The following is a 24,871-nucleotide window of genomic DNA, read 5'->3' as shown; positions in this document are numbered from 1 at the left end:
GGAGATTCTTAATTTGTCAAATCTTATGTTGCCAGTTTTCTTTAAACTCAGTTTAAAAAAGTTTTAAGTCCGTGTTCGAAATTGGATAAGTTTTTCGGTAATTACTTCAGAAGCAAAACAATGAAAAAAGTTTTTTTAGGAAAGCTAATTATTATTTCGCCCGAAATTAAGATAGAATTATAGTTCTTCCCTTTAATTCTCAATTAAATAGCGTTAATTTTGAAAATACATCAAAAAATAGAACAATGAATGATGAGATAAGGGATTTACAACCCAAAGCGCTATGGAATAATTTTGCAGATCTAAATGCAGTCCCAAGAGCGTCGAAAAAAGAAGAACAGGTTATACAATTTATTAAAGATTTCGGTGAAAACTTAGGATTGGAAACACTAGTTGATGAAACCGGAAATGTGGTGATTCGTAAAGCTGCTACTCAGGGCTTAGAAGATCGCAAAATGGTGGTGCTACAGTCTCATCTAGATATGGTTCACCAGAAAAATAATGATACAAATTTTGATTTTGATACTCAGGGAATTAAAATGCATGTTGATGGTGATTGGGTAAAAGCCGACGGTACAACGCTTGGCGCTGATAATGGTTTGGGAGTAGCAACGATAATGGCTATTTTAGAAAGTAATGATATCGAACATCCCGCTATTGAAGCACTTTTTACTATCGACGAAGAAACAGGAATGACTGGTGCTAAAGGTTTATCACCAGATCTATTAAATGGCGATATTTTACTGAATCTTGATACTGAAGAAGATGATGAAATTGGTATTGGATGTGCTGGTGGTGTAGATATTACCGCTTTGCGTGAGTATGAGGAAGAAAATAATCCTGAAAATTCTGTAGGTTATAAAATAGTAGTTAAAGGGTTACAGGGTGGACACTCTGGAATGGATATTATAAAAGGCTTAGCCAACGCCAATAAATTGATGGCAAGACTGCTTTATACAGCTTATCGTGATTTTGGGTTACGAATTTCAGAATTACAAGGTGGTGGTTTACGAAATGCAATTCCGCGTGAAAGTGAAGCTCTTGTAGTGGTCGATAAAGAAGACACCAATGTTTTTGTGCAGCAAATGCTAGTGTGGATTGGTGAAATTAAAAAAGAGTACGCTGGGCTAGAACCTAATATGGATATTAGTATTTCTGAAGCTGAGGTTAGCGGAAATGTGATGAAGGTGGAAGATCAAATGGAGATTATTAAAGCTATTGCTTCTGCTCATAATGGAGTTTATAGAATGAGTCCGGATATTGAAGGACTTGTGGAGGCTTCTAATAATATCGCCAATGTGATTGTAGCAAAGGGAAAAGCAAAAGTGAAATGTCTTACCAGGTCTTCTGTAGAGTCTGTGAAGAGCGACCTTGCACATAGTCTTCAGGCAAGTTTTGAATTAGCGAAATTTAAAGTGAAGCAATCTGGTGAATATCCAGGATGGGCACCAAATTCTGATTCTGCCATTCTTAAAGTTTTGGATGAAATTTATCAAAAGCAAAACGGTGAGAAAGCCGATATTGCTGCTTGTCACGCAGGATTAGAATGCGGAATTATTGGTAATCATTATCCAGAAATGGATATGATCTCCTTTGGACCAACAATTAGAGGAGCACATTCTCCAGATGAAAGAGCAAGTATTTCTTCAACTCAAAAATTCTGGGATTTCACCTTAGAAGTTTTAAAGAACATTCCGAAGAAGTAAAATAAATATTAAAACAAAAAAATCCAGCCGATCGGCTGGATTTTTTTGTTTTATCAATCAAAGTTAAATTATTTTATCTCAACTAGTTCTACGACAAAAATTAGATCGGTGTTAGGTTCGATTGGTCGTTTACCACGCTCACCGTAAGCAAGATGGCTAGGGATATACAATATTGCTTTATCGCCAACTTTCATTTCCATGATGCCTTCTTTAAATCCGGCTATCATTGGAGAATCTGGACCATAGGTAAGGGTTAAAGGAGCATAACCATTTTGCATACTTCTCATTTCGTTGAAAATATTGAACTTTTTAGCAATATCTTCTTTACTGGTATCAAAAATTCCACCGTCTAAAAAGTAACCTTCGTAATCTACACCTACTTTTTGTCCAATCTGAGGTTTTGGACCGTCGCCTTCTTCCAATTTATAAATACCCAATCCACTATCTAATTTTTTAGCTTCCTCGCGATACTTATCAAACATCGCTTTGTTTTCTTGTTTAGCCTCTTCAAGTTTTCTTGCAGCTTCTTCTTCAGCTTGTTTTATTTTCTCAAGTTCATCCTTAAAAACTTCAGGAGCATCAAATTTTCTAGCTGGCTTTCCTTTTCTTATGATTTCAACAGTATTAATAGTTACGTCTTTTTTAGGACGATCGCTAGGATCTGTTTCTACTTTTCCTATGGCGTCTACCACATCCTGCCCTTTTACTACTTTCCCAAAAACAGTGTGTCTTCCATCTAAATTCGGGGTAGGGGCAAGCGTTATGAAAAACTGGCTACCATTAGTTCCTGGACCTGCGTTGGCCATAGAAAGAATTCCTTTAGAATCATGGCTTAAACTATCTGTAGTTTCATCTGGAAATTTGTATCCCGGGCCACCACGTCCTGTTCCTGTAGGATCACCACCCTGGATCATAAAACCATCAATAATTCTATGGAAAATAAGTCCGTCATAAAAGTTTTTATCTTTGTAAGTACTATCTACCATGGTGCTGTTTCCTTCAGCTAAAGAAACAAAACTGGCAACCGTAATTGGAGTTTTATCGTAATAAAGCTCAGCAACAATCGGCCCTAGAGAGGTGTCGAATTTGGCATACATGCCGTCTTCTAAATCTGGGTAATCTTCCTTACAAGCCGTAAAAGCAAGTACTATAGCACTTAAAAGTAAAAGGCTAAATTTTTTCATTTTCGTAAATTTAATTTTAAAGGTAAAAGTAATTAAGATTTTTAATTTAAAGAATCCTGTTCTATAATAGAATGTAAAGTCACGGTAGTTTTAATAGGAATATTTGTGCCTATTTTGTTTTTATCACCATAATATCCAAAAGCTTTGTAAGACGGAAATAAGAAAGTGATCGTTTCACCCGCTTTCATTAATTTGATGCCATCCCTAAGGCCGCTAAATAATTTTTCCTGATCTACAGCGTATTCTTTGGTAGGTTTTTCACCTTCTTCGTAAATCGACTGGTTATCCAGCGTACTTATGTGATAATCAAACTTTACTAAATCGCCAAACTCAGGGCGTATTTTGGAAACCGAATCGGCTCCTTTTTCATTATAAAAATACCAGAATCCGTTGGTGCTTGCAATATAGTTTTCGGTACTATCTGAAGCAATTATTTGTTTAATTTTAGATTCTTCTTCAGCCAACAATTTTTGGTTGTACGCAACAGATTCGTTTATATAACTTCCTGAATTTTGACTCACAGGATAACGTGCTTCTGGAGATTTACAGGAAATTACTGCGGAAATAATTAAAAAAACAAAGATTAATTTTTTCATGCCTGAAGTTGTTCTTTATAATCCGGAAGCAAGCTGTTGAATTTTACGATAGTATCATTCATATTCTCATCGCTTCTTCCACCAGCTGCATTGTTGTGGCCTCCGCCGTGAAAGTGATTTCTGGCAAACGTATTTACCGAAAAATCTCCTTTGGATCTAAATGAGATTTTAATAATTCCTTCCTGCTTATTTTCGATAAAAATGGCAGCAAAAATAATTCCGTCTAAGGATAAGCCGTAGTTTACAAAACCTTCGGTATCGCCTTTTCTGAAATTATTTGCATCCAATTCTTCCTGGCTCATGGTAATGTAAGCCGTTCTGTACTGTCGATTAACATTTAGGTTGTTAAGCGCAACTCCTAATAATTGCAAGCGACTTTCAGAATTCGTATCAAAAACATCTTGATGAATATCACTATTCTTAGCTCCTTTGTCAATTAAATCGGCTATTACGCGATGCGTTGTTGCGCTAGTACTGCTAAATCTAAATGATCCTGTATCTGTCATGATCCCGGTGTATAAACAACTGGCAATCTCTGGAGTGATCTTATTTTTAGCACGTAGTTTATCAATAAAATGGTAAACCATCTCGCAGGTAGAACTCATTTGAGTATCACTGTATGTATAATCGGCATATTCTGCTGGTTCCTGGTGATGGTCGATCATTATAAAGATCGCTTTGCTTGTTTCTAAGCTGTGCTGCATATCACCGCAACGAGAAAGATCGTTAAAATCTAATGTGAAAATAATTTCAGCATCATCGATAACTGCATTCGCTGCTGGTTTATTTTCCTCGTAGATCATCACTTCATCATTGCCCGGTAACCACTTTAAAAAAGTTGGATATTCGTTAGGAGCAATAACTTTTGCATTATGTCCTTTATCTTTCAAAAAATGCATTAGCGCCAGGGTGCTTCCCATGGCATCACCATCGGGCCCTTTATGCGGAACAATAACTATATTGCTAGCTTTGGACAATTCCGCAGTAATCTCTAAAATATTTTGTTCTATCATAAGAATTGTAAATATACAATTTAATCGTGTTTAAGAATTTATCATTCTTAAGATTCGGTTTGAAAACTGAAAATGGTCTTCGGGAATATCAAATTTCAGTTTTATTATTTCAATTTATGTATTACTCTTTTTCAGCTAAATAACTATTTTGAATAAAATGAATAATGAACATTCATCAATCATATTTTCGTTGAAGCATTTTATTCAACTAAAAACAAAAATGCTTAAAATTTTACGATTTTCAATCCTTATATTTATTTGAAGCAGGATTAAACAGAATAGGTAATAGGTTTAGGCCTGAAAAAAACCTTCATAATCCTGTTTAATTGATATTATAAAGAAATAAGTGGAATTTTGACGAATTTTTAATTATTGAGCAGGCGCAAAAGGCTTGATTCGCCTTAACACCTTTCTTTTAGTTTGAAATAATTTGAAAAAATTGATTTTCACTTTGAAAATCAGTTACTTAATAAGTAAAAAAGCGTCTAGATAATTGTACTTTTTAAATAAATACACCTTAGTTTTTAGAATATTGATATAATGTTTTAATAACCTTGTATTTGGAAGAGAATTGGTTATTTTTGCTGAAAATTTAAAAAACACAAAATGGCAGGAAACAGAACTTTCACCATGCTTAAGCCTGATGCTGTAGAAAAAGGGCATATTGGTGCAATTTTAGATCAGATCAATGCTTCAGGTTTTAGAATCGTAGCCATGAAGTTAACGCAAATGACTAAAGCAGATGCTGAAACTTTTTACGCGGTTCACAAAGAGCGTCCGTTCTTTGGAGAATTGGTAGAATTTATGACTAGAGGACCAATCGTTGCAGCAATCTTAGAAAAAGATAATGCAGTAGAAGATTTTAGAACTTTAATTGGTGCTACAAATCCTGAGGATGCTGCTGAAGGAACTATTAGAAAAAAATACGCTTCTTCTGTAGGAGAAAATGCAGTTCACGGTAGTGATAGCGATGAGAACGCTGCTATCGAAGGTGCTTTTCATTTTGCAGGAAGAGAAATGTTCTAAGAACACTTTCTATAAAATAAAAAAGCTATCCATCTGGATAGCTTTTTTTGTTTATTGGCAACGTTAAAGAGTTTAATACTCCAAAGGCTGGCCTCGAAATTGAAAATTTATTTCTAACGAATGTCTCGTGGGCTTGCCTCGAGATATTTTACTTCTGAAGTGATTTTTACCGAAGCACTAACTTTTCGATTAATTTTTTTCCCAGCTCTTCGTTTAGCATTTTTACTATTTTTTCTTTTCCGTAGCTTAATTCTTCGCGCAATACTGAAGAGCTTAGCTGTACAAATAATGTGGTACCCTGAAGTTTAATCGCTGTGGTGTATTTCTGGATTGCCGGTCCCATTTGTTTGTTCCACGCATCGCGAACATGAACTTTGTCCAGTCCTTTTTCCAGATTATTTTTTTCTACAAAATCTTTTAGAACGTCGCCTATACTTAGATTTTCGTTATTTCTCTTCATTGGTTTCGATACTTATTGGGGTGTATTTTTTATAATGATAGATCTTATCCTGGTCGTTTTTTATTACTAATTGATCGTTAGAGGCATTTAGTACTGTTTCCTTCCAGCTATCGTAAGGAGTTTTATAATAAATTCTAAGACTATCTTCTTCAATTTTTAACTCTAATTTTTCTGCGGAATTACTGGTCTTAAACGAACCATCCATTTGAGGTCGAACCTTCGTGCGTTGTCCTGTTTTACCTTCAATTTCTAAATAATCTACGTTTTGATTAACCTTATAGGTAATCGTAGAATCTTCACTAACTTTCACTTTGTCAATTTCCCAGTAGCCTTCTAAATATTGTATTTGCTCTTTAGGATCTTGCTTATTACAACTTAAAAGAAATAAACTGAATACAAAAAAGATAAGTCCTGTATTTTTCACAATTTGAATATTTTATAGGTTTGATTACTTTCTTTAACGACTTTCTCTGTTCTATCGGCGTGGGTGTCACTTATAAAGATTTGTCCCAATTCATTAGTAGCAACCAAAGCCACAATATGAGCTACACGTTGTTCGTCTAATTTGTCGAAGATATCATCTAATAATAGAATAGGATACACCTGACTAATTTTTTTTATAAAATCGAATTGCGCCAACTTCAAAGCGACTAAGAACGATTTTTGTTGTCCTTGCGAACCAAATTTTTTTATAGGATGGCCTTCAATTTCAAAGCTTAGATCGTCTTTATGCGTTCCCACGCTGGTATATTGCAACACCATATCTTTTTGAAGTTGATCTTCCAGAAGTTGAGAAAGGCTCTTTTCAGAAAGCTGACTTTTATACTGAATACTTACGGGCTCCTGATTATTAGTAATATCAGAATATCTTTTATTGAAAATCGGTACAAACTCTTCTAAAAATTCTAAACGCTTTTTATATAATTTGGTACCCAGATCATCTAACTGATGATTATAAACTTCTAAGGTGTCTCGATCGAAAGTGCGATTGGCTGCAAAATATTTTAAAAGCGAATTTCGTTGAGAAACGATTTTACTATAATTAATAAGTGTATTTAGGTATACACTATCACTTTGTGAAATCACGCCGTCCATAAATTTCCTGCGCGTTTCACTGCCTTCTATAATAAGGTCGCGATCTGCGGGAGAGATAATTACTGCCGGTATAAAACCAATGTGCTCACTTACTTTTTCATAAGGCTTTTGGTTTCTTTTGATTACTTTTTTTTGTCCGCGTTTCGCACTAACTAGTATTTGTTCGTGCTTTTGATCCTTCTCAAAAGTTCCGTCTACCACAAAAAAATCTGCTTCGTGATTTATATTTTGGCTGGTAATAGGGTTAAAATAACTTTTACCAAAAGCCAGATGATAAATACTGTCTAAAACGTTCGTTTTACCCACACCGTTATGCCCAACCATACAGTTTATTTTAGGGTCAAATTCAAAAGAAGTTGATTCCAGATTCTTGTAATTTAAAAGAGAGAGGTGTTTTAAATGCATAAGGTGTTGGAATTCAGTATTTTTAAGCTTTTGGGTTTTGGCTTGCGTATCCCAAGCGAAAGAGCTGAAAATATTGAAAAAATACAAATAAATTCCCTTTTAATTTTCACAAAATATTATATTTTTGCCACGCATTAAAAATATCTTATGGCAACTTATAAGAAAAGAGGATATAAACCACCAAAGGAGAAAATCCAGGATGTTGAAGAAGGAAATGAAAACGAGTATGTAGATGGAGAATCTACTACCGAAGAAGTTTTTAACAGTTTAGATGAAGGCGCTAGCCGTACCGAAACATGGGTAGCTGAAAACCAAAAGTATATTTATATAGTTTTAGGTGTTGTTATCGTAGCTGTTCTTGGTTACCTTTGTTACGAGCAATGGATACAGGAGCCTAAGAGAGCTGAAGCTGCCAACGAGATGGCGCAGGCACAAAATTATATGCAGTCGGCTATGAGTGCAGGAGCTTCAGAAAGTGACTCACTTTACAATCTGGCTTTAAACGGTGGTGAAGGTAAATACGGTTTTCTTGATATTATCGATAACTATGGCGGAACTCCAAGTGCAAATATCGCTTCTTATAATGCTGGTTTTGCTTATCTTTATACTGGGAAGTATCAGGAAGCTATTGAACATTTAGAAGATTTTAGTAGTGATGATGAAGTTCTTGCTCCACTAGCAACTGGTGGTATTGGTGATGCGTTTATGCAATTAGATCAGCCAGAAGAAGCTTTAGATTATTACGTAAAAGCTGCTAATATGAGATCTAATAGCTTTACAACTCCTAAATTTTTATTGAAAGCTGCTGTTACTGCATTAGAATTAGGTAATGCTGAAGATGCTTTAGAGTATCTTAATAAATTGGAAAATGAATACCCAGAGTCTACAGAGGCAGAGCAAGCTCCAGTCTTTAAAGGTCAGGCTCAGGGAACGAACTAAATACATATATGGCAACCGAAGGAAATAATCTATCGGAATACGATAAATCTACAATCCCAAACGCGAAAGAATTTCGGTTTGGGATTGTTGTTTCTGAATGGAATGATGAAGTAACAGAAGGTCTTTATAAGGGTGCTTATGAAGCGTTAAAGGAGCATGGCGTTCTAGAAAAGAAAATAGTACGTTGGAATGTTCCCGGAAGTTTCGAGCTCACTTATGGCTGCAAAAAGATGCAGGAAACTTACGATATGCTAGATGCAATAATAGCAATAGGCAGTGTGATTCAGGGAGAGACAAAACACTTTGATTTTGTTTGTCAGGGAGTTTCAAATGGTATTACGCAGCTAAATGTAAATAGTGATACGCCTGTGATTTTCTGTGTACTTACAGATAACAATAAGCAGCAATCTTTAGATCGCTCTGGTGGTAAGCACGGTAACAAAGGAACCGAAGCTGCTATCGCTGCTATAAAAATGGCACAATTAAGAAAAGAAGCCAGATTTTAATAATCTTAGGTAGTACAAAATTATAATCTAAATGCCGCTTTTAAAGCGGCATTATTATTGCTTTTATATATTTCACAAAGGAGCTCTTCTATTTTAGAAAGCTTTTGATTAAATTTGATGTACCACAGTTTAAAGCAATAATTTTGAGAGTCAATTTTTTAAAAACAAAGAAAAATACCCGCTACAATTATACTCCTCGATATTATCAGGGTAAAAAAGTGGGTAATATTTACGATTTTGATTCGAAATTTAATAAATATAGAGAAATCACAAATGATATCGATTTTGGTGCCCAATGGTCGAGAGATCGAGATTCTAGCCGACATCGAGGTAATCGTGAAATTAACCGACGTGTAATTTACGTTGCCTTAGTACTCATATTTATTTTTTTATGGATTATAGATTTCGATTTGTCTATCTTCTCGAATCCTCGTTAAATGAGTGATATAATACAACTTTTACCAGATCACGTTGCGAATCAAATAGCAGCGGGAGAGGTAGTACAGCGCCCAGCATCTGTTATTAAAGAATTGTTGGAGAACGCTATAGATGCTTATGCTCAAAATATTCAGGTTGTAATAAAAGATGCCGGTAAAACTTTAATTCAGGTAGTGGATGATGGTGGCGGGATGAGTCTTACAGATGCACGTATGAGTTTTGAGCGCCACGCAACTTCAAAAATTAAATCTGCGGAAGATCTTTTCAGTTTAAACACCAAAGGTTTTAGAGGAGAAGCTTTAGCCTCGATAGCGGCTATTGCGCATGTAGAGCTTAAAACTAAGCCCGAAGATGAAGAGGTTGGGACATGTATTAAGATTGAAGGAAGTAAAGTAACCTCGCAGGAACCCTGCGTTGCACCCAAAGGAACTTCGTTATGTGTGAAGAACCTTTTTTATAACATCCCTGCCAGAAGAAACTTTTTAAAGTCTGATGCGGTAGAATTACGCCACATTATTGATGAATTTCAACGCGTCGCAATGGCACATCCTTCTATTGCATTTTCGCTTTTTCACAATGGGGGCGAACTTTTTCAGTTGCCATCTACCAATCACAGGCAACGGATAACCAATATTTTCGGCGCAAAAACCAATGAAAAACTGGTTCCCGTAGATGAGGATACGGAGATTGTAAAAATCTCAGGTTTTGTTGGAAAACCAGAATTTGCTAAGCGGAGTAGAGGGGAGCAGTTCTTTTTTGTGAATAATCGATTTATTAAAAGCCCTTATCTTAATCACGCCGTTTCTGCTGCATTCGAAGGTTTACTGAAAGAAAAAACTTATCCTAGTTATTTTCTTTATCTGGATGTTAATCCTAAAAGTATAGATATAAATATTCATCCTACGAAAACTGAAATTAAGTTTGATGATGAGCATGCACTTTATGCAATGTTACGAAGTGCAATAAAACATAGTCTAGGTCAATTTAGTGTTGCGCCAGTACTAGATTTTGAGCGCGATGCAAATTTAGATACGCCCTACGATTACAAAAATAAGCAAGCAGAAGTTCCTAAGATTGAAGTAGATCGTAACTTCAATCCTTTTGAAAATGAATTTAATACTTCATCGATTCGATCTGGAAAAAATAATAGTTTTAGAAGAGAGTCTACACAATCCTGGGAAAGTTTATATTCAGGATTAGACTCAGGTTCAGAAACAGATCAAAATCATTTTAATCAGGTTGAATTTGAAAGTGAAGAAGTGACAGGAAAACTGTTTGACGATAACCATTCAGAGTCTGAAGCAGGTACGTTTCAGCTTCAAAAAAAATATATAGTTTCTACTTTGAAAAGCGGAATTTTGGTAATCGATCAAAATCGAGCGCATACCAGAATACTTTACGAAGAGCTTTTAAAGAATATTACGATTGCAGCAGCTGTAAGTCAGCAACTGCTTTTTCCGTTAGAATTGCAGTTTAATACGCATGAAATCGAAATGCTTAAAGAAATTAAGGAATCTTTAGAACAAACTGGTTTTATTTTTTCTAATATTGAAAGCGAAATCGTAGAAATCACTGGCATACCAACGTTAATATGCGAAAGTGAAGTGGGCATGCTAATAGAACAGTTGTTATCTGACTTTGAAAATGAAGTGCCCGATAATGGATTTTCACAAACCGATTTGCTGGCAAAATCATTAGCAAAGGGCATGGCCGTTAAATCAGGAACTCTATTAAACAGTACAGAACAGCAACATATTGTAAATCGATTGTTTGCGTGTAAGGAACCAGACGTTAGTCCGTTTAACAGATCTGTGTTTGTTACGTTAACCGTAGACGAATTGGATAAAAAGTTTACCTAAATGGGAAGAATTTCAGAATCTGTAAAAGTAATCTTAATCGCTAATATTTTATTTTTTATAGGTAGCCAGATTATTGGCGAAAAAGCTTATGAATTATTTGCGCTATGGTTTCCTGAAAATCAAAACTTTCATTTTTGGCAGATCATAACCCACATGTTTATGCATGGGGGGATTTCGCACATATTTTTTAATATGTTCGGGCTTTATATCTTCGGAAGTTTTTTAGAACAGAGTATTGGTCAAAATCGCTTTTTATTCCTGTATTTTTCAGCAGGATTGGGCGCCGCCGGACTTCAAATTCTTTTTGCTTACCTCGATTTTAATTCGGCTTATAATGCGCTTATTGAGAATGGAGCTAGCGTAGCTCAAATTAACGATCTACTCAATCAATTCGATGGGCAAGCTTATGGCATGATGTATAATGGAGGGAATGCCCTGGTAAATGATCTGGCGAGTTCTTTTATGGTTCCTATGGTTGGAGCATCGGGAGCAATTTTTGGTGTCATGGCAGCTTTTGCTGTCATCTTCCCTAATTTGCCACTATACATTATGTTTATTCCAGTTCCTATAAAGGCAAAATACTTAATTGGAGGATACTTTCTTTTAAATGTTTACTCAGCAGTTACTGGTCAGACATTGTTTGGTCCTTCCAACACGGCCTATTGGGCTCACATTGGTGGTGCAATCATTGGATTTATTACGATGTGGTATTGGAAGAAGAATCAATTTAATCAAAACAGGTGGAACTAAATGAAAACATCTGATAAGATAAGGTATAAAATAAACACGGCGACGGTCACTGAAAAGCTTATTGCTGCAAATGTGATTGCATTTCTGTTATTTGGATTATTAAATACGATCTTCACATTATTTAATATTCCTGGCTTCAAATCATTTTATAATTGGTTTGTATTACCTTCAGATCCGGCAGAGTTTATTCTTAAGCCATGGACTATTATTACTTATTCCTTTCTGCATGGTGGTATTTGGCATTTGTTATCTAATATGCTGATATTGTATTTTTCAGGAATGTATTTTTTAAACTTTTTTAGCCCTAAAAGATTACTGAATTATTATTTCTTAGGAGTACTTGTTGGCGCTTTAGTTTTTATGCTGAGCTATAATCTGTTTCCCGCTTTTGCAGGCGGTAAATCTTACCTCGTTGGTGCCTCTGCCGGAGTTATGGCAGTTTTGATAGGAGTGGCAACTCAGGCGCCCAATATGTACATTAGATTGATGATCATTGGGAATATTAAATTCTGGTGGTTAGCAGCCTTTCTTGTTGCACTGGATGTAATTCAAATTCCTATGGGAAATGCAGGTGGTCATTTAGCACACCTGGGAGGCGCAGGATTGGGCTATTTATATACAACCCAATTGCATAAAGGAAATGATATTGGCGCATGGTGGGAAAGTACTATGGATGGAATAGCGAGCATATTTAAAAAGAATGAGAAGAAAGCTCGAATGAAGACTGTTCATAAAAGCTCCAATAAAAAAGGATCGACAACATCAAACTCTTCTAAGCGAAAATCAAATGGTATGTCCAAGTCTGAAAAGCAACAAGAAATTGATGCTATTTTGGACAAGATAAGTAAAAGTGGATACGAAAGTTTAACAAAAGCCGAAAAAGACTTTCTCTTTCAGGCCGGCAAAGATGATTAAATGAAGAAATTATCACGGTTTGATAAGCTTATTTTTTTTCTGAATTCTTTATTAGCTATAGGTCTTATTGTAGCTTATTTTTTACCCTATATTCCACCTAAAAGTTATCCCTTAATTTCAGTTTTAACACTTGGTGTTCCTATTCTCATTTTAGCCAATTTAGCTTTCTTTTTATATTGGCTAATTAGGATGAAAAGGCAAATGCTTCTTTCTCTAATTATTATGATAGTGGGCTTTGGTTTTGCTTCCAAGTTTTACCAATGGCCTTTTAAGGACCACAATCCCACGGGTGATTATTCTATAATGAATTACAATGTGCGCATGTTCAACAGATCAAAATGGACAGATGAAGAAGAAATTCCTGAAAAAATAAACGCTCTTATAGATGAAAAGGATCCCGATATTTTAACTGTTGAAGAGTACTATAAAAATGAATATTTAGAAGCAAAATATCCTTATAAATTTATAAGGTACCGTTCTGATAATTCTTCATTCGGTCAGGCTATATTTTCTAAATTTCCTTTACTTTCCAAAGAATCAATAGATTTTAATGTTGATAATTTCACGGGCGAAAATAATAATGCTATATTTTCTGATGTTGTAATTGGTAAAGATACTGTAAGACTTTACAATATTCATTTTCAGAGTTTAAAGGTAACTGAAGATATTCAGGATGTTAATAATTTAAAGCATAAACAAGAGTCTAAGAAGGTAGTCAAAAACATTTCTAGCGGTTTTGTTCGTCAGCAGCGGCAGGCAGAGAGAGTAGAAGAATCCTTTAAAGATGTGAAGTATCCTATAATAATTAGCGGTGATTTTAATAATACTGCCTTTTCACATACTTATAGCCATGTAAGGAATGGCCAATTTCAGGATGCTTATGTTAAAAAGGGAGGTGGTTTTAGTAGTACTTATAACTTAAACTATTTTCCTTTAAGAATTGATTTTCACCTTCTGGATACCATTTTTGAAATTGATTCTTATGAGAGATTCAAGGTTCCTTATTCAGATCATTATCCAATATTAACCACTTTTTCAATCAAAAAGTAAAATCCGGTAACTTTTGATTTTCTAGAAATTCTAAGCTTTGCGGACCAAGATTGAAAATTAAGTCTAGTATACTAAGATTGTTTATAAAACCATGCTTAGGTTCAAATACCTGGGCGTAGCGCTCTGAGTCAAAATTAAAATTATTCTTTGCTGCGATTAGATGTCGGCCATTATGCATTTCTTTTGGGTGCCTAAAGTATTCTTCGGTTTTGGTGATGTCGGGTTCAATCCCTAAAGCGTCAAAAACAAAATTCTGACATTCATAATTGAACTCCATTAAATACTCATACTGATTCTCGTATAAAGGAATTAATTCATCTTCATAGAATTCAAAGAAAGGGGAGGTTTGGTAAGAGGCTTTAAGAGCTCGCCAATGTTGCTTTTGCCATTCAAATGAATTGTCAATTAAGACATCTTTATATCGTTGATGGCCATCAGAATTTCTTTCGGTTAACGTCGATTTATGTTTTATAGGAATATTTAGCAATAATTTCCCGTTGGCATCGTAGATGTACATTCGATTACGATGAGTTTGTTTTTGATAATTATCTTCGTTTTCAAAAACAATTTTATCGTATTGTGAAATGACAGCATATTGAGAAACCGGCCCAAAATAGGCCGGATGTATTAGTACAGTACTCATTTTTTAAGAATCTGAGTTTCTACGTTTTTTAAAGTAATTAAAAGCAACTAGTATTACTACTAAAATCAAGAAATAAGGTAAGTAAGAAACTGGAGTACCATTGCCTTTAACCGTGGTAAACATGCGATCCCATCGTATTCCATCTAGAAATCCAGAAGCATATTTATCTTTACTAAACCAAATAAACACTGGTTTACCTACTACGTGATTATAAGGAACATAACCCCAACTACGGCTATCTTCACTGTTGTGACGGTTGTCACCCATCATCCAATAATAATCTTGTTTGAAGGTATAGGAATTAAAAGGCTGCCCGTTTAGTAGAATTTGAGTTCCGTTTTGGGTAATAGTATTTATATTACCCATTTCAGTTCCTTCGTAAACTTCAATGATTCTTCGGTAAAACGGTAAAGATTCTGGAGTGATTTCTACAGTTTTGCCTTCTTCAGGAATATAAATTGGACCAAAATAGTCTAGATTATACCTTCTTTTCTCATCGTTTGGAAAAAGACTAGCCGATTTCTGATCTTCGGGATAAACACGTCTTTCCAGCGTTTTTACGAAAGGGTTGTTTCTCAATCGCTCTGCTGATTCTTCAGACAAAGCAGATATTCCAAACTCGTTTGTATTTGGATTGAATCCAAAACCGTCAGTTACATCGTACATTTTATACATGTACTGTGGAGTCAACTGCTGTCCATCCGTTGTTCCAGTATAAGAATATTGAGGTTTCGCTCTTTCTGAAAGCTGAAGTTGTTCTCCGTTTATAAAGACTTTACCTTCAATTATTTCTAACGAATCACCAGCCACTGCAACGCAACGCTTTACATAATTTGATTTCTTATCTATTGGCTTATAGTAATATTTGCCATCACCATATTGCTGAAAAGCATTTACTGTATCTACAGGCCAGTTGAAAACTACAATATCATTTTTCTTAACGTCTTCGAATCCTGGTAATCTTAAGTAAGGAACCTGTGGTTCTGTTGCATAAGATTTTACGCCTAAGACTGGTATGGTATCATGAACCATAGGAAACGCGATAGGCGTTTGTGGTATTCTCGCCCCATAATGAAACTTACTTACAAATAGATAATCACCAACTAACAATGTTTTTTCTAAAGAAGAGGTAGGAATTGTAAAAGGTTGCATAAAATAACCATGCACAATAGTGGCGGCTACTACAGCAAACAAGATTGAACTTACCCATTCTCCCACTGTTGTACGCGGCTTTAAATCTCTATCCTGAATATAAGTTACATCTTGAGTATAATTTACATAATAAATATAGAATCCAAGTGTAAGAATTGCTAACCAAGTATCTGCAAAGCTTTTTTTCCCGAAGCTTCTTAATGTTTCGACCCAAATAACCGGGAACATGATAAGATTTACAATAGGAATAAAAAGCAAAATCACCCACCACCAAGGTCGGTTGATTATTTTCATGAGAATTACGGCATTATAAACTGGTATTAATGCTTCCCAGGCTTGCCTTCCTGCCTTTTGGTACAACTTCCAGATTCCGGCAAAATGTATTACCTGTACAACCAGAAAGAAAATAAACCACTCTGTAAATGTCATATCTTAATATTTCCCTGTTAGTCTAGCTTAAGCGTAATTTGTTACGATAAAAGCCAGTTTTTAGTATTGTAAATGAACAGTTTTAATTAAATCAGTCAACTTTTTATTCTAATAGCGATGAAAGGACATCTTTCATACTATGTTCACCTTCTTTATCCTTAATCCACTCAGCAGCAATAACTGCACCTTTAGCAAAGCCTTCGCGAGAATGCGCTGTATGGATAATTTCAATATCATCAATTTTAGAAGAATAGCTAACGATATGAGTTCCCGGGATGTCGTCTATGCGTTTAGCAAGAATAGGAATTTCGTTTTCTTTAGCAGATTCCAAATCCCAGCCTTTTTTTCTGTCATTGGTTTCAATAATCTGATCGGCTAAACTTATAGCGGTTCCGCTTGGCGCATCTAATTTTTTGGTATGATGAATTTCTTCGATTTTCACATCGTATTCATCCAAATTCTTCATTAGAGCAGCCAATTTTTTATTCAATTCGAAGAAAATATTTACTCCTAAAGAAAAATTACTCGCGTAAATAAAACCCGTCTTATTCTCATTACAAATTTCAACAGCCTTGTCGTAGTTATCTAACCAACCCGTTGTTCCCGATATCACAGGAATTCCTGCTTTAAAACAACTGGTAATATTTTTATAAGCTGCATCTGGAATGCTAAAATCGATAGCCACATCGATCTCCATTTTATTTAGACTATAACTTTCTATATCCTCATCGATTTTCACTACGATTTCATGTCCGCGATCTAAAGCAATACTTTCAATTGCTTTTCCCATTCTTCCGTATCCTAATAGTGCTATTTTCATGCTTAAAATTTATAATTCAAAGAAAAACCATAATTAGACTTTCCGGTGAATTCGTCGAGTTTATAATTCGGTTTAAAACTTAAGTCCTCATTTACATTAAATTGCTGTAAGTGGGCATCTACATTGGCGTCAATGATATTAAGTGCATATAAGCCTACAGCAAATAATAAGGAGAGTTCTTTATTTCTTTGATAAAGTTCCTGTGCATTACGTAAACCCTCATCGGAAATATTTCCAGCAAATTCATCTTCCTTTCCCGCTAAACGTTGTTTGTAAGCCGTACGATAACGATCGTACTGTTTGTTGTTATCTATATATAAATAGACTGGTATTCCTATTGCAGCATAGACTATAGGCACTTTCCAAATTCTACCGTTATAAATTTGGCCCAATCCAGGCAATATTGCTGAATAAAATGCTGCTTTTGCAGGAGCTAAGGCATTGTATGGTTTATAATCCTTTTCTTTTTCAAAATCTTTAGATTCTGAAATAGGTTGTATAGGTCTTGAATTATCTACGGAAAGTGAATCCTGCTGAGCAATTAGTTGAACTGTGAACAGAAGCAGGAAAATTATTGGAAATAGCTGCTTACTCTTCACCTTGGATTAATTTTTTAATTCGGTTAAATTCTTCTTCCGAAGAAAAAGGAATGGTAAGTTTACCTTTTCCGTTTTTCTGAACCTTTACATCTACTTTAGTACCCAAATAATCCGTAAATTCTTTGATGCTCCTTTTATAAACTACGGGAACCGCAGTCTTGGCAGTAGGTTTTGCCTGAGGACCATTTTTGGCTTCTTTCACTAATTTTTCTGTATCTCTTACCGATAGAGATTTCTGAATAATTTTTTCGTAAATATCCAGTTGTTTTTGCTGATCGTCCAAATTGATCAAAGCACGACCGTGCCCCATCCCTAAGAAACCATCACGCATACCCGTCTGGATAATAGGATCTAATTTTAATAATCTTAAGTAATTGGCTACAGTAGATCGGTTTTTGCCTACGCGATCACTTAATTGTTCTTGCGTAAGGCTAATCTCATCTATTAAGCGTTGGTAAGAAAGCGCAATTTCAATAGGGTCTAAATCCTGGCGTTGGATATTTTCGACCAAAGCCATTTCCAGACTTTCCTGATCGTTTGCAATTCTAATATAAGCCGGGATAGTTTCCAGGCCTATTAATTTTGAGGCACGATAACGGCGCTCACCAGAAACAAGCTGATATTTATCGAATTCTAGCTTTCTTACGGTAATTGGTTGGATTACGCCAAGTTCTTTTATAGAACTTCCTAATTCACGTAAGGCATCTTCGTTAAAACTGGTTCTTGGCTGAAATGGATTTACTTCAATAGAAGATAATTCCAACTCAACGATATGCCCCACTAATTTATCGGCATTTTTATCTTCAGCTGATTTTATATCATTTTGCGGATCTTTCAACAATGCAGAAAGACCTCTACCAAGTGCCTGCTTTTTTGTAGCCTTCGCCATCCTCTAACTATTTTTCTTGATAATTTCGTGCGCCAAACTTAAGTAATTTGTAGCCCCTTTACTAGATGCATCGTAATTTATTATGCTTTCGCCGTAACTAGGTGCTTCACTTAAACGCACGTTTCGCTGAATGATTGTTTCAAAAACCATTTCATTAAAATGTTTTTGAACTTCCTCTACCACCTGGTTAGATAATCGAAGTCGGCTATCGTACATGGTTAGTAAAAGTCCTTCTATATCCAGTTTGTTATTGTGAATTTTCTGAACGCTTTTTATCGTATTCAGTAATTTCCCTAAACCTTCCAAGGCAAAATATTCGCATTGTATAGGAATGATAACCGAATCTGATGCCGTTAAAGCATTTAAAGTTAAAAGCCCAAGTGAAGGAGCACAGTCTATTAAAATATAGTCGTACATCTCTTTAAGCGGAGTAAGAACCTTTTTAAGCATAGATTCTCTATTTTCTTGATCTACCAACTCAATCTCAATAGCTACTAAATCTATATGCGCAGGAATTAAATCCAGATTTGGAGAACTGGTTTGCATAATCGCTTTTTCAGCAGCTATAGAATGCTCCAGTAGCTGATAGGTGCCCAGTTCAACCTCTTCAACGTCTATGCCAAGTCCAGAGGTGGCATTAGCCTGAGGGTCGGCATCTATTAGTAACACCTTTTTTTCTAAAACACCAAGGGAAGCAGCAAGATTAACCGAAGTTGTTGTTTTACCTACTCCGCCTTTTTGATTGGCAATAGCGATGATTTTACCCATTAATATGTATCGATTTTTGAAGGTAAAAATACAATTTATTATAGGTTTATAAAATCATTTTGTTAACAGGTTTTTCAGTAGTTTTAACAATCACTATAATTTTAACCCCTTTTCTTATTTTTAATCATCATTTCGAGCTGATCCCACATTTCTTCTGGTATGGCTTCTAGCAGATTAAACTGTCCAGCTCCTTTCAACCATTCGCCACCATCAATGGTGATAACTTCTCCGTTTACATAAGCTGCAAAATCTGAAACTAAATAGGCAGCTAGATTTGCTAATTCCTGGTGATCACCTACACGTTTTAAAGGCACTTTTTTAGCAAGATCAAATTTGTCTTTTAAGTCACCCGGTAAAAGTCTGTCCCATGCCCCTTTTGTGGGAAACGGTCCCGGTGCAATGGCGTTATTTCGAATACCGTATTTAGCCCATTCTACAGCCAAGGATCGCGTCATTGCTAAAACTCCGGCTTTAGCAGTGGCACTAGGCACTACATAAGCTGAACCCGTCCATGCGTATGTGGTCACAATATTCAAGATCGATTTATTTTCAACTTTTTTATCAATCCAATGTTTACCAAAAGCTAGTGTACAGTTTTTACTTCCTTTTAAAACAATATCGATAATCGTATCAAATGCATTGGCACTTAAGCGCTCTGTAGGAGAAATAAAATTGCCTGCAGCATTATTCAGTAAAATATCTACTTCGCCAAACTCATCGAGCACTTGCTTTAGCATTTGTTCTACTTCTTCGTAATTTCTAACATCACATTGTACAGGTAAGCATTTTCCTCCTGTTTCTTTTTCTAGTTCTTCAGCTGTAGACTGTAGTTTTTCTAAGTTTCTGGAAGAAATAGCCACATTAGCTCCTAATTCTAAGAAATAATTAGTCATAGATTTGCCAAGACCACTACCACCACCGGTAATTACTATAGTTTTGCCTTTCAGGGCGTTATCACGCAACATCTTATTAGTGTAGTTCATAAATTTCTATTTGTACTAAATATAGGGATAAATTTTGTGTTTAGTATCTGGATAAAAGAATGCTCGCTCTATTTAAAATGATAATTTTGTAGTTATTTTTAATTTAACCAATGCGTCTAAAATCACATAGTTCAATTTCGATTCTTTCTTTCTTTTCGGGTTTCATCATTTTTCTTTGCTCTTTAAATATCCAGGCGCAATCCAAAGCAACAAATAAGGTAGATAGTTTACTTAGAACAGGCCAGTTTGAAAAAGCCAGCGAACTCTATAAATTAGAAATTGAATCTACTGATGATAGCACGGCTTTAGCAGCCGCCTATATTGGTTTGGCGAAATCGCAATTAGTGCGATCTAAGTTTGATAGTGCTCTGGAAAATTATATACATGCAGAAGCCTTTACAAATAGCCAAAACAAAGAAAATTTACAGGATATTTATACGGGAATAGGCGTAGTTCATTCTAAACTTCAGAACTTTAAGAAAGCTGAATTTTACCTACAAAAAGCGCTTCAACAAGCTACAAAACCAACTATTCAAACTTTAAAAGTTTACATAAACTTAGCCGGAGTTTATGTAGAAACCAACAATCCTGAAGCTTTAGCTACGTATCAAAAAAGTTTAGCATTAGCCCAAAAATTAAAAAGGAAAGATATCCAGGCGGTGGTTTATAATAATTTGAGTAATTATTATATCGAACACAAAAATTGGGATCTAGCTCGGTTTAACGCGAGTAAGAGTTTACAAATTAGGGAGCAATTACAAATGCCAAATTCTGTAATTACTTATAATAATTATGGATATGCATTAGTGCAGTTGGGCCAAATAAATAAAGGAATAGCTGCGTACAAGAAAGTCTTACCAAAAGCTTCTCTGCAGGAAAAAGAACGTTTGCTTCTTAATTTAATGAATGCCTACAAAGAAGCTGGAGATTATAAAGAATCTTTAGTGTTTTCTCAGCAGCACGATGTAGTTAAAGATAGTATTGCTGCCAATAGATACCGCGAAAAAATAGCAAGCATACAAACGGCTTACGAAACCGAAAAAAATCAAAAGAAAATAGCGCTATTAGAAACTGAAAATAAACACAAAAAACGTGAATTTCAGCAATTAATGATCGGCGGAATTATTCTGTTAGCCTTAGTGCTTATCATTGTTTTTTTATACTTAAAAAATCAGAAGGTTAAGCAAAAATTAGCCAAATCGAAATTAAAGCAGCAGTTGCTACAGGTGCAGTTAAATCCGCATTTTTTGTTTAATGCACTGCAGCAAATTCAATTTTATATTTTCAATAACGAGAAAGAATATTCGATGGAATATTTAGCTAATTTTAGTCGATTAATTCGATTAGTCTTAGAAACTTCCAATAAAGAATTTATTGCACTATCCGATGAAGTAGAAATGCTGAAAAATTACCTGTATTTACAGCAAAGCGCAGCTTCTAATAAATTCAAGTATTCTTTTACAATAAATACAGAAGCCGATAGTTCTGAATTACAAATACCGGTGATGCTTTTACAACCATTTTTAGAAAATGCGGTGTTACATGGCGTAAAAGATCATAATAACGGAGAGATTAAAGTGCTATTTAAAGAAGATGTGGCAAACCAAAAAATTATTACTGAAATTATCGATAATGGAAAAGGAATTCAGCAAACCAAAAAAATAAATTCGCAACGATTACATACTTCTATGGGAAGTGCCATTTTAGATGAAAGAGTGTTAGAATATAATAAAACACATTCTCGAAAAATAACAGTACAATTAGAAGAAGTTGAAAAAAGTAATGAATATCCAGGAACCCGCATTATTATTGAAATGCCCTATCGACTTGCTTAAAACATAACAAATGAAAACGCTTATAGTTGAAGATGAAGTTGCCTCTGCATTAATGATGGAAAAAATCTTAAGTGATAATTTTCCTGAATTAGAGCTTTCAAAAGCTGAAAATTTAAAATTAGCTGCTGAAAAGTTTAAGGAAATTCAACCTGAAATTTTGCTACTCGATGTAAATCTTCCAGATGGGAATTCTATAGACTTTCTAAAAGAAATCTATACTCGAAACACTCATTCTTTTAAAGTAGTTTTTATTACTGCTTTCTCTAAATATGCTGTAGAAGCTTTTCAGTTTAGTGCGTTAGATTTTATTTTAAAGCCTTTTACACCAAACCAATTAATCTCGAGTATTCAGAAGGTTTTGCAGCGTTGTAAAGAAGATACCTATAAACTAAAACTAGAAACCTTGTTGTATAATCAGCAAGAACCACAAAAACGTAAAATAGTTCTAAAAACACAAGAAGATATTTTTGTGGTCGATATTACCGATATTATTCGTGCTGAAGCACATAATAATTACACCACTATTTATCGTGCGTCGGCAGAGTCTATTTTAGTTTCGCAATCTTTAAAGAAAATCGAAGATCAATTATTGGTTTCGGATTTTATACGTGTGCACCAATCCCATTTAGTAAATACTAATTTCATCAGTAAATTTCAGAAGAAAACAAATAATCTGATTCTTACTTCCGAAGAAAAAATACCGGTATCTGTCGCAAAAAGAGCAGACTTACTTGAATATTTCAGCAAATTCTAAATCAGCTTATCCAAATACTAAACCAGCTGTGGCTATTACTAAAAAGAGCTGTTAAATCTACCTATACGATCAAGGACCAATTAATTTTGTAGTTCTAAAAGAACCAATAAAATTGATATGAAATCTATCTATAGCTTTTTAATAGTTACTATTTTAATGTTGTTGAGTGCACCTTCTTCTGAAGCACAAATTTTCGATAAAATCAAAAGCAAAATTGAGGATGAAGCTGAAAAAGCGGTTGACAAACAGCTGAATAAGAATTCTAAAACCGAAAAAGCAGATAAGTCTTCGGGTTCTAATCGAATACAAATAGAAGATAATGGTGAGTTTACTGCCGGAGATTCCTTGGTTTATGCTACTAATTTTGATCGTATGGCTAACGGCTCGATGCCAAACCAATGGAAATCCACAGGATCGGGTTCTATTGTGAAAATAAGTAGATTTTCTGGTAAATGGTTAAATATGAGCGAGCGTACCAGTTACAAATTAAAACAAAACATAGCTTATCCAGATCGCTTTACAGTAGAGTTCGATTTAATAATCGCAGCCGACAAAGTAAACGATCTTTCATCATTATTTTTCGGATTTACTAAAGATAATAGTTTATCTAGATGGATTTCTAGTAGCAACATTTGGCATGCCGGATTGGAATATATGAATAGCAAAGATTTTGTAGTTTCTAGTAGAGTACGCGATTTATATAGAACCGGAGGCTTTGATTTAGGAATTTACGCCAACCAAAAAATGCATGTTGCTATTGCTGTAGATGGCGATCGCGTAAAGATATATTTAGATGAGACCAAAATTGCCGACACAGACCTTTTTAGAGGACAAAAATTTAAGCATTTCTTTATAAGTAGTCCATTGCGAAGTGATAGTGGTGCAAGCGTATTATTTGGTAACTTCAGAATAGATACTTTTAAGGAAGATTTTTAATTCCTGAAAAAAGTTAAAATTCTAAATTTTATCTATGCCTTAAAATTTCTGATGAGGTTATGGATAAACTTTAATTTTTTAATCACAATTTTGCTCAAAATAAAAGGATATATATCTGAAAGTCCCATTCCGCGATTTAGAGAATTTAAAGCGAGCGTAAGAGAGATGTAATAATCTATAATTTTATCAAAATCCTTTTGTGAGTATGGATCAAGTCGAATACTCATCTCTGGAGTACTGGAAACTACCGGATGCTGAATTTCTAACCCGTAATAATAGGCGGTTTCTAAGGTATCCATAATATGAAAATAATGAGCCCAGGTTTCAGCCCAATCTTCCCACGCATGTGCCGAAGCATATTTGGTGATATGAAATTGCTTCCAATTGGTTTTAGGACCATTTTCATAATACTTATTTAGTGCTTCGCCGTAATCTTTTTGATCATCACCAAAAATTTCACGGAATTCATTAAGGATTTTAGCATCGTTTAAGACAATAGCTTCCCAATAAAAGTGGCCAATCTCATGTCTAAAATGACCTAAAAGAGTTCGCATTTTTTCGCCCATTTGCATACGCATAGCTTCGCGCTTAGCGTCATCGGCTTCATCTACATTTAATGTGATAAGTCCGCTTAAGTGACCGGTAAGCAGTTTTCTTCCGTTCTTAGCTTCTATATCTGGCGCTAAAAATTTAAACTGAAGTTGTAATTTTTCACCATTTTCAAGATTGAAAGAGAAGGGTAGACCTAATCTTTTTAAGCTGTAGATTAGGCGATGTTTCGCAAATTCTACTTTTTGCCATTCCAGTAATCTTTTTGGATTATCGAGATTAGGTATAACATCGTTAAGCTGGCAAGATTCACATAAAGAATCTTCTGCGGAATCGTCGATTAGCCAGTTACAGGCTTCAAATTTGTGATTTCTACAATATTGAAGTTTTTTAGAATTAAATCTAAATTCCTCTTCAACTGAAAGCATAACTTCCTCGGCAGACCAATAGCCAAGTTTATTACCACAAAATTCGCAGGTTTCATTTTCGAAAAAAACGAGGTTATCGCAAGCAGAACAAGAAAATGTTTTCATAGTAAATCAGCCTAATTATCAGCTTAAAATTTTGAGCGA

General features: G+C 34.9%; 26 protein-coding genes. 12 read left to right on the top strand and 14 right to left on the bottom strand.

Annotation, left to right across the window (positions count from 1 at the left end; genetic code table 11):
- Window positions 1-245 precede the first annotated feature (245 nt).
- Window positions 246-1,706: an aminoacyl-histidine dipeptidase gene (locus tag QWY91_RS07520; protein WP_290233258.1), complete on the top strand. Its 1,461-nt coding sequence runs from the start codon at window positions 246-248 to the stop codon at window positions 1,704-1,706.
- Window positions 1,707-1,774: 68 nt separating this feature from the next.
- Here QWY91_RS07520 and QWY91_RS07515 read toward each other — a convergent pair whose 3' ends face one another.
- Genes QWY91_RS07515 through QWY91_RS07505 form a run of 3 tightly spaced genes read right to left on the bottom strand, consistent with a single transcriptional unit; the run spans window position 1,775 to window position 4,499 of the window.
- The gene (locus QWY91_RS07515) at window positions 1,775-2,890 is read right to left on the bottom strand and encodes a peptidylprolyl isomerase (protein ID WP_290233255.1); all 1,116 of its coding nucleotides are present in this window, start codon (window positions 2,888-2,890) and stop codon (window positions 1,775-1,777) included.
- 41 nt (window positions 2,891-2,931) lie between these two features.
- Window positions 2,932-3,486, bottom strand: coding sequence for a gliding motility-associated peptidyl-prolyl isomerase GldI (gene gldI / locus QWY91_RS07510; RefSeq protein ID WP_290233251.1), 555 nt, complete (start codon window positions 3,484-3,486; stop codon window positions 2,932-2,934).
- Window positions 3,483-4,499, bottom strand: coding sequence for a DHH family phosphoesterase (locus QWY91_RS07505; RefSeq protein ID WP_290233249.1), 1,017 nt, complete (start codon window positions 4,497-4,499; stop codon window positions 3,483-3,485). The genes gldI and QWY91_RS07505 overlap by 4 nt, the downstream gene beginning before the upstream one ends.
- A 606-nt stretch (window positions 4,500-5,105) precedes the next feature.
- Here QWY91_RS07505 and QWY91_RS07500 point away from each other — a divergent pair.
- Window positions 5,106-5,525 carry a nucleoside-diphosphate kinase gene (locus QWY91_RS07500; RefSeq protein WP_290233247.1) on the top strand — a complete coding sequence of 140 codons (420 nt, stop codon included), beginning with the start codon at window positions 5,106-5,108 and terminating at the stop codon, window positions 5,523-5,525.
- A gap of 166 nt (window positions 5,526-5,691) precedes the next feature.
- Here the strand turns inward: QWY91_RS07500 and QWY91_RS07495 are convergent, their stop codons facing one another.
- From QWY91_RS07495 to recF, 3 genes are read right to left on the bottom strand one after another with little or no spacing between them, the layout of a single operon-like run.
- A complete protein-coding gene (locus QWY91_RS07495; RefSeq protein ID WP_270063840.1) occupies window positions 5,692-5,985 on the bottom strand; it encodes a DciA family protein in 294 nt (97 codons plus the stop codon).
- Window positions 5,972-6,409: a lipocalin family protein gene (locus QWY91_RS07490; protein ID WP_290233238.1), complete on the bottom strand. Its 438-nt coding sequence runs from the start codon at window positions 6,407-6,409 to the stop codon at window positions 5,972-5,974. The genes QWY91_RS07495 and QWY91_RS07490 overlap by 14 nt, the downstream gene beginning before the upstream one ends.
- Entirely contained in the window at window positions 6,406-7,485 is a 1,080-nt protein-coding gene (recF, locus tag QWY91_RS07485) for a DNA replication/repair protein RecF (protein WP_290237070.1), read from the bottom strand. Before recF ends, QWY91_RS07490 begins: the two co-directional genes overlap by 4 nt.
- A gap of 147 nt (window positions 7,486-7,632) precedes the next feature.
- On the opposite strand from recF, the gene QWY91_RS07480 reads away from it, so the two are divergent.
- The 7 genes from QWY91_RS07480 to QWY91_RS07450 all read left to right on the top strand — a co-directional run bounded on the left by QWY91_RS07480 (window position 7,633) and on the right by QWY91_RS07450 (window position 13,942).
- On the top strand, window positions 7,633-8,424 hold the full coding sequence (locus tag QWY91_RS07480) for a tetratricopeptide repeat protein (RefSeq protein ID WP_290233237.1): 792 nt from the start codon (window positions 7,633-7,635) through the stop codon (window positions 8,422-8,424).
- An 8-nt stretch (window positions 8,425-8,432) separates the two neighbouring features.
- A complete protein-coding gene (ribH, locus tag QWY91_RS07475; protein ID WP_290233235.1) occupies window positions 8,433-8,930 on the top strand; it encodes a 6,7-dimethyl-8-ribityllumazine synthase in 498 nt (165 codons plus the stop codon).
- Between the two features lie 143 nt (window positions 8,931-9,073).
- Complete coding sequence (locus QWY91_RS07470) at window positions 9,074-9,367, top strand: hypothetical protein (protein ID WP_290233232.1); 294 nt, start codon at window positions 9,074-9,076, stop codon at window positions 9,365-9,367.
- Window positions 9,368-11,227, top strand: coding sequence for a DNA mismatch repair endonuclease MutL (gene mutL, locus QWY91_RS07465; protein ID WP_290233229.1), 1,860 nt, complete (start codon window positions 9,368-9,370; stop codon window positions 11,225-11,227).
- On the top strand, window positions 11,228-11,977 hold the full coding sequence (locus QWY91_RS07460) for a rhomboid family intramembrane serine protease (RefSeq protein WP_290233226.1): 750 nt from the start codon (window positions 11,228-11,230) through the stop codon (window positions 11,975-11,977).
- The gene (locus QWY91_RS07455) at window positions 11,978-12,892 is read left to right on the top strand and encodes a rhomboid family intramembrane serine protease (RefSeq protein WP_290233223.1); all 915 of its coding nucleotides are present in this window, start codon (window positions 11,978-11,980) and stop codon (window positions 12,890-12,892) included. It begins immediately after the preceding gene.
- Entirely contained in the window at window positions 12,893-13,942 is a 1,050-nt protein-coding gene (locus QWY91_RS07450) for an endonuclease/exonuclease/phosphatase family protein (protein ID WP_290233221.1), read from the top strand.
- Here the strand turns inward: QWY91_RS07450 and QWY91_RS07445 are convergent.
- The 7 genes from QWY91_RS07445 to QWY91_RS07415 form a co-directional block, all read right to left on the bottom strand.
- Entirely contained in the window at window positions 13,932-14,585 is a 654-nt protein-coding gene (locus QWY91_RS07445; protein ID WP_290233218.1) for a WbqC family protein, read from the bottom strand. The two genes, QWY91_RS07450 and QWY91_RS07445, sit on opposite strands and share 11 nt — an antisense overlap.
- A gap of 3 nt (window positions 14,586-14,588) precedes the next feature.
- Window positions 14,589-16,166, bottom strand: a complete 1,578-nt coding sequence (gene lepB / locus QWY91_RS07440) for a signal peptidase I (RefSeq protein WP_290233215.1) — start codon at window positions 16,164-16,166, stop codon at window positions 14,589-14,591.
- 103 nt (window positions 16,167-16,269) lie between these two features.
- Window positions 16,270-16,986 (bottom strand): 4-hydroxy-tetrahydrodipicolinate reductase, encoded by a 717-nt coding sequence (dapB, locus tag QWY91_RS07435; protein ID WP_290233213.1) that lies wholly within the window; start codon window positions 16,984-16,986, stop codon window positions 16,270-16,272.
- 2 nt (window positions 16,987-16,988) lie between these two features.
- Window positions 16,989-17,585 (bottom strand): DUF5683 domain-containing protein, encoded by a 597-nt coding sequence (locus QWY91_RS07430; protein ID WP_290233211.1) that lies wholly within the window; start codon window positions 17,583-17,585, stop codon window positions 16,989-16,991.
- Window positions 17,575-18,474: a ParB/RepB/Spo0J family partition protein gene (locus tag QWY91_RS07425; RefSeq protein ID WP_290233209.1), complete on the bottom strand. Its 900-nt coding sequence runs from the start codon at window positions 18,472-18,474 to the stop codon at window positions 17,575-17,577. Before QWY91_RS07425 ends, QWY91_RS07430 begins: the two co-directional genes overlap by 11 nt.
- A 3-nt stretch (window positions 18,475-18,477) precedes the next feature.
- Window positions 18,478-19,242, bottom strand: coding sequence for a ParA family protein (locus QWY91_RS07420; RefSeq protein ID WP_290233206.1), 765 nt, complete (start codon window positions 19,240-19,242; stop codon window positions 18,478-18,480).
- A gap of 101 nt (window positions 19,243-19,343) precedes the next feature.
- Window positions 19,344-20,225, bottom strand: a complete 882-nt coding sequence (locus QWY91_RS07415; RefSeq protein WP_290233204.1) for an SDR family oxidoreductase — start codon at window positions 20,223-20,225, stop codon at window positions 19,344-19,346.
- Between the two features lie 110 nt (window positions 20,226-20,335).
- On the opposite strand from QWY91_RS07415, the gene QWY91_RS07410 reads away from it, so the two are divergent.
- The 3 genes from QWY91_RS07410 (at window position 20,336) to QWY91_RS07400 (ending at window position 23,750) form a co-directional block, all read left to right on the top strand.
- Window positions 20,336-22,060: a tetratricopeptide repeat-containing sensor histidine kinase gene (locus QWY91_RS07410; RefSeq protein WP_290233201.1), complete on the top strand. Its 1,725-nt coding sequence runs from the start codon at window positions 20,336-20,338 to the stop codon at window positions 22,058-22,060.
- Between the two features lie 10 nt (window positions 22,061-22,070).
- On the top strand, window positions 22,071-22,814 hold the full coding sequence (locus QWY91_RS07405; protein ID WP_290233198.1) for a LytR/AlgR family response regulator transcription factor: 744 nt from the start codon (window positions 22,071-22,073) through the stop codon (window positions 22,812-22,814).
- 117 nt (window positions 22,815-22,931) lie between these two features.
- Complete coding sequence (locus tag QWY91_RS07400) at window positions 22,932-23,750, top strand: hypothetical protein (RefSeq protein ID WP_290233195.1); 819 nt, start codon at window positions 22,932-22,934, stop codon at window positions 23,748-23,750.
- 32 nt (window positions 23,751-23,782) lie between these two features.
- Here QWY91_RS07400 and QWY91_RS07395 read toward each other — a convergent pair whose 3' ends face one another.
- Window positions 23,783-24,832 (bottom strand): zinc-binding metallopeptidase family protein, encoded by a 1,050-nt coding sequence (locus QWY91_RS07395; RefSeq protein ID WP_290233191.1) that lies wholly within the window; start codon window positions 24,830-24,832, stop codon window positions 23,783-23,785.
- Window positions 24,833-24,871: the final 39 nt, after the last annotated feature.

Origin of the sequence: Zunongwangia endophytica (assembly GCF_030409505.1) — a bacterium.
Classification (GTDB): domain Bacteria; phylum Bacteroidota; class Bacteroidia; order Flavobacteriales; family Flavobacteriaceae; genus Zunongwangia; species Zunongwangia endophytica.
Note: the sequence above shows the minus strand (reverse complement) of the source record. Positions and strands in the feature narration are given on the sequence as shown.

What these genes read in the sequence shown, in the direction of transcription:
- QWY91_RS07520 (WP_290233258.1), top strand. Translation starts at nt 246, where the DNA reads ATGAATGATGAGATAAGGGATTTACAACCCAAAGCGCTATGGAATAAT.
- QWY91_RS07515 (WP_290233255.1), bottom strand. Translation starts at nt 2,890, where the DNA reads ATGAAAAAATTTAGCCTTTTACTTTTAAGTGCTATAGTACTTGCTTTT.
- gldI (WP_290233251.1), bottom strand. Translation starts at nt 3,486, where the DNA reads ATGAAAAAATTAATCTTTGTTTTTTTAATTATTTCCGCAGTAATTTCC.
- QWY91_RS07505 (WP_290233249.1), bottom strand. Translation starts at nt 4,499, where the DNA reads ATGATAGAACAAAATATTTTAGAGATTACTGCGGAATTGTCCAAAGCT.
- QWY91_RS07500 (WP_290233247.1), top strand. Translation starts at nt 5,106, where the DNA reads ATGGCAGGAAACAGAACTTTCACCATGCTTAAGCCTGATGCTGTAGAA.
- QWY91_RS07495 (WP_270063840.1), bottom strand. Translation starts at nt 5,985, where the DNA reads ATGAAGAGAAATAACGAAAATCTAAGTATAGGCGACGTTCTAAAAGAT.
- recF (WP_290237070.1), bottom strand. Translation starts at nt 7,485, where the DNA reads ATGCATTTAAAACACCTCTCTCTTTTAAATTACAAGAATCTGGAATCA.
- QWY91_RS07480 (WP_290233237.1), top strand. Translation starts at nt 7,633, where the DNA reads ATGGCAACTTATAAGAAAAGAGGATATAAACCACCAAAGGAGAAAATC.
- ribH (WP_290233235.1), top strand. Translation starts at nt 8,433, where the DNA reads ATGGCAACCGAAGGAAATAATCTATCGGAATACGATAAATCTACAATC.
- mutL (WP_290233229.1), top strand. Translation starts at nt 9,368, where the DNA reads ATGAGTGATATAATACAACTTTTACCAGATCACGTTGCGAATCAAATA.
- QWY91_RS07460 (WP_290233226.1), top strand. Translation starts at nt 11,228, where the DNA reads ATGGGAAGAATTTCAGAATCTGTAAAAGTAATCTTAATCGCTAATATT.
- QWY91_RS07455 (WP_290233223.1), top strand. Translation starts at nt 11,978, where the DNA reads ATGAAAACATCTGATAAGATAAGGTATAAAATAAACACGGCGACGGTC.
- QWY91_RS07450 (WP_290233221.1), top strand. Translation starts at nt 12,893, where the DNA reads ATGAAGAAATTATCACGGTTTGATAAGCTTATTTTTTTTCTGAATTCT.
- QWY91_RS07445 (WP_290233218.1), bottom strand. Translation starts at nt 14,585, where the DNA reads ATGAGTACTGTACTAATACATCCGGCCTATTTTGGGCCGGTTTCTCAA.
- lepB (WP_290233215.1), bottom strand. Translation starts at nt 16,166, where the DNA reads ATGACATTTACAGAGTGGTTTATTTTCTTTCTGGTTGTACAGGTAATA.
- dapB (WP_290233213.1), bottom strand. Translation starts at nt 16,986, where the DNA reads ATGAAAATAGCACTATTAGGATACGGAAGAATGGGAAAAGCAATTGAA.
- QWY91_RS07425 (WP_290233209.1), bottom strand. Translation starts at nt 18,474, where the DNA reads ATGGCGAAGGCTACAAAAAAGCAGGCACTTGGTAGAGGTCTTTCTGCA.
- QWY91_RS07420 (WP_290233206.1), bottom strand. Translation starts at nt 19,242, where the DNA reads ATGGGTAAAATCATCGCTATTGCCAATCAAAAAGGCGGAGTAGGTAAA.
- QWY91_RS07415 (WP_290233204.1), bottom strand. Translation starts at nt 20,225, where the DNA reads ATGAACTACACTAATAAGATGTTGCGTGATAACGCCCTGAAAGGCAAA.
- QWY91_RS07410 (WP_290233201.1), top strand. Translation starts at nt 20,336, where the DNA reads ATGCGTCTAAAATCACATAGTTCAATTTCGATTCTTTCTTTCTTTTCG.
- QWY91_RS07405 (WP_290233198.1), top strand. Translation starts at nt 22,071, where the DNA reads ATGAAAACGCTTATAGTTGAAGATGAAGTTGCCTCTGCATTAATGATG.
- QWY91_RS07400 (WP_290233195.1), top strand. Translation starts at nt 22,932, where the DNA reads ATGAAATCTATCTATAGCTTTTTAATAGTTACTATTTTAATGTTGTTG.
- QWY91_RS07395 (WP_290233191.1), bottom strand. Translation starts at nt 24,832, where the DNA reads ATGAAAACATTTTCTTGTTCTGCTTGCGATAACCTCGTTTTTTTCGAA.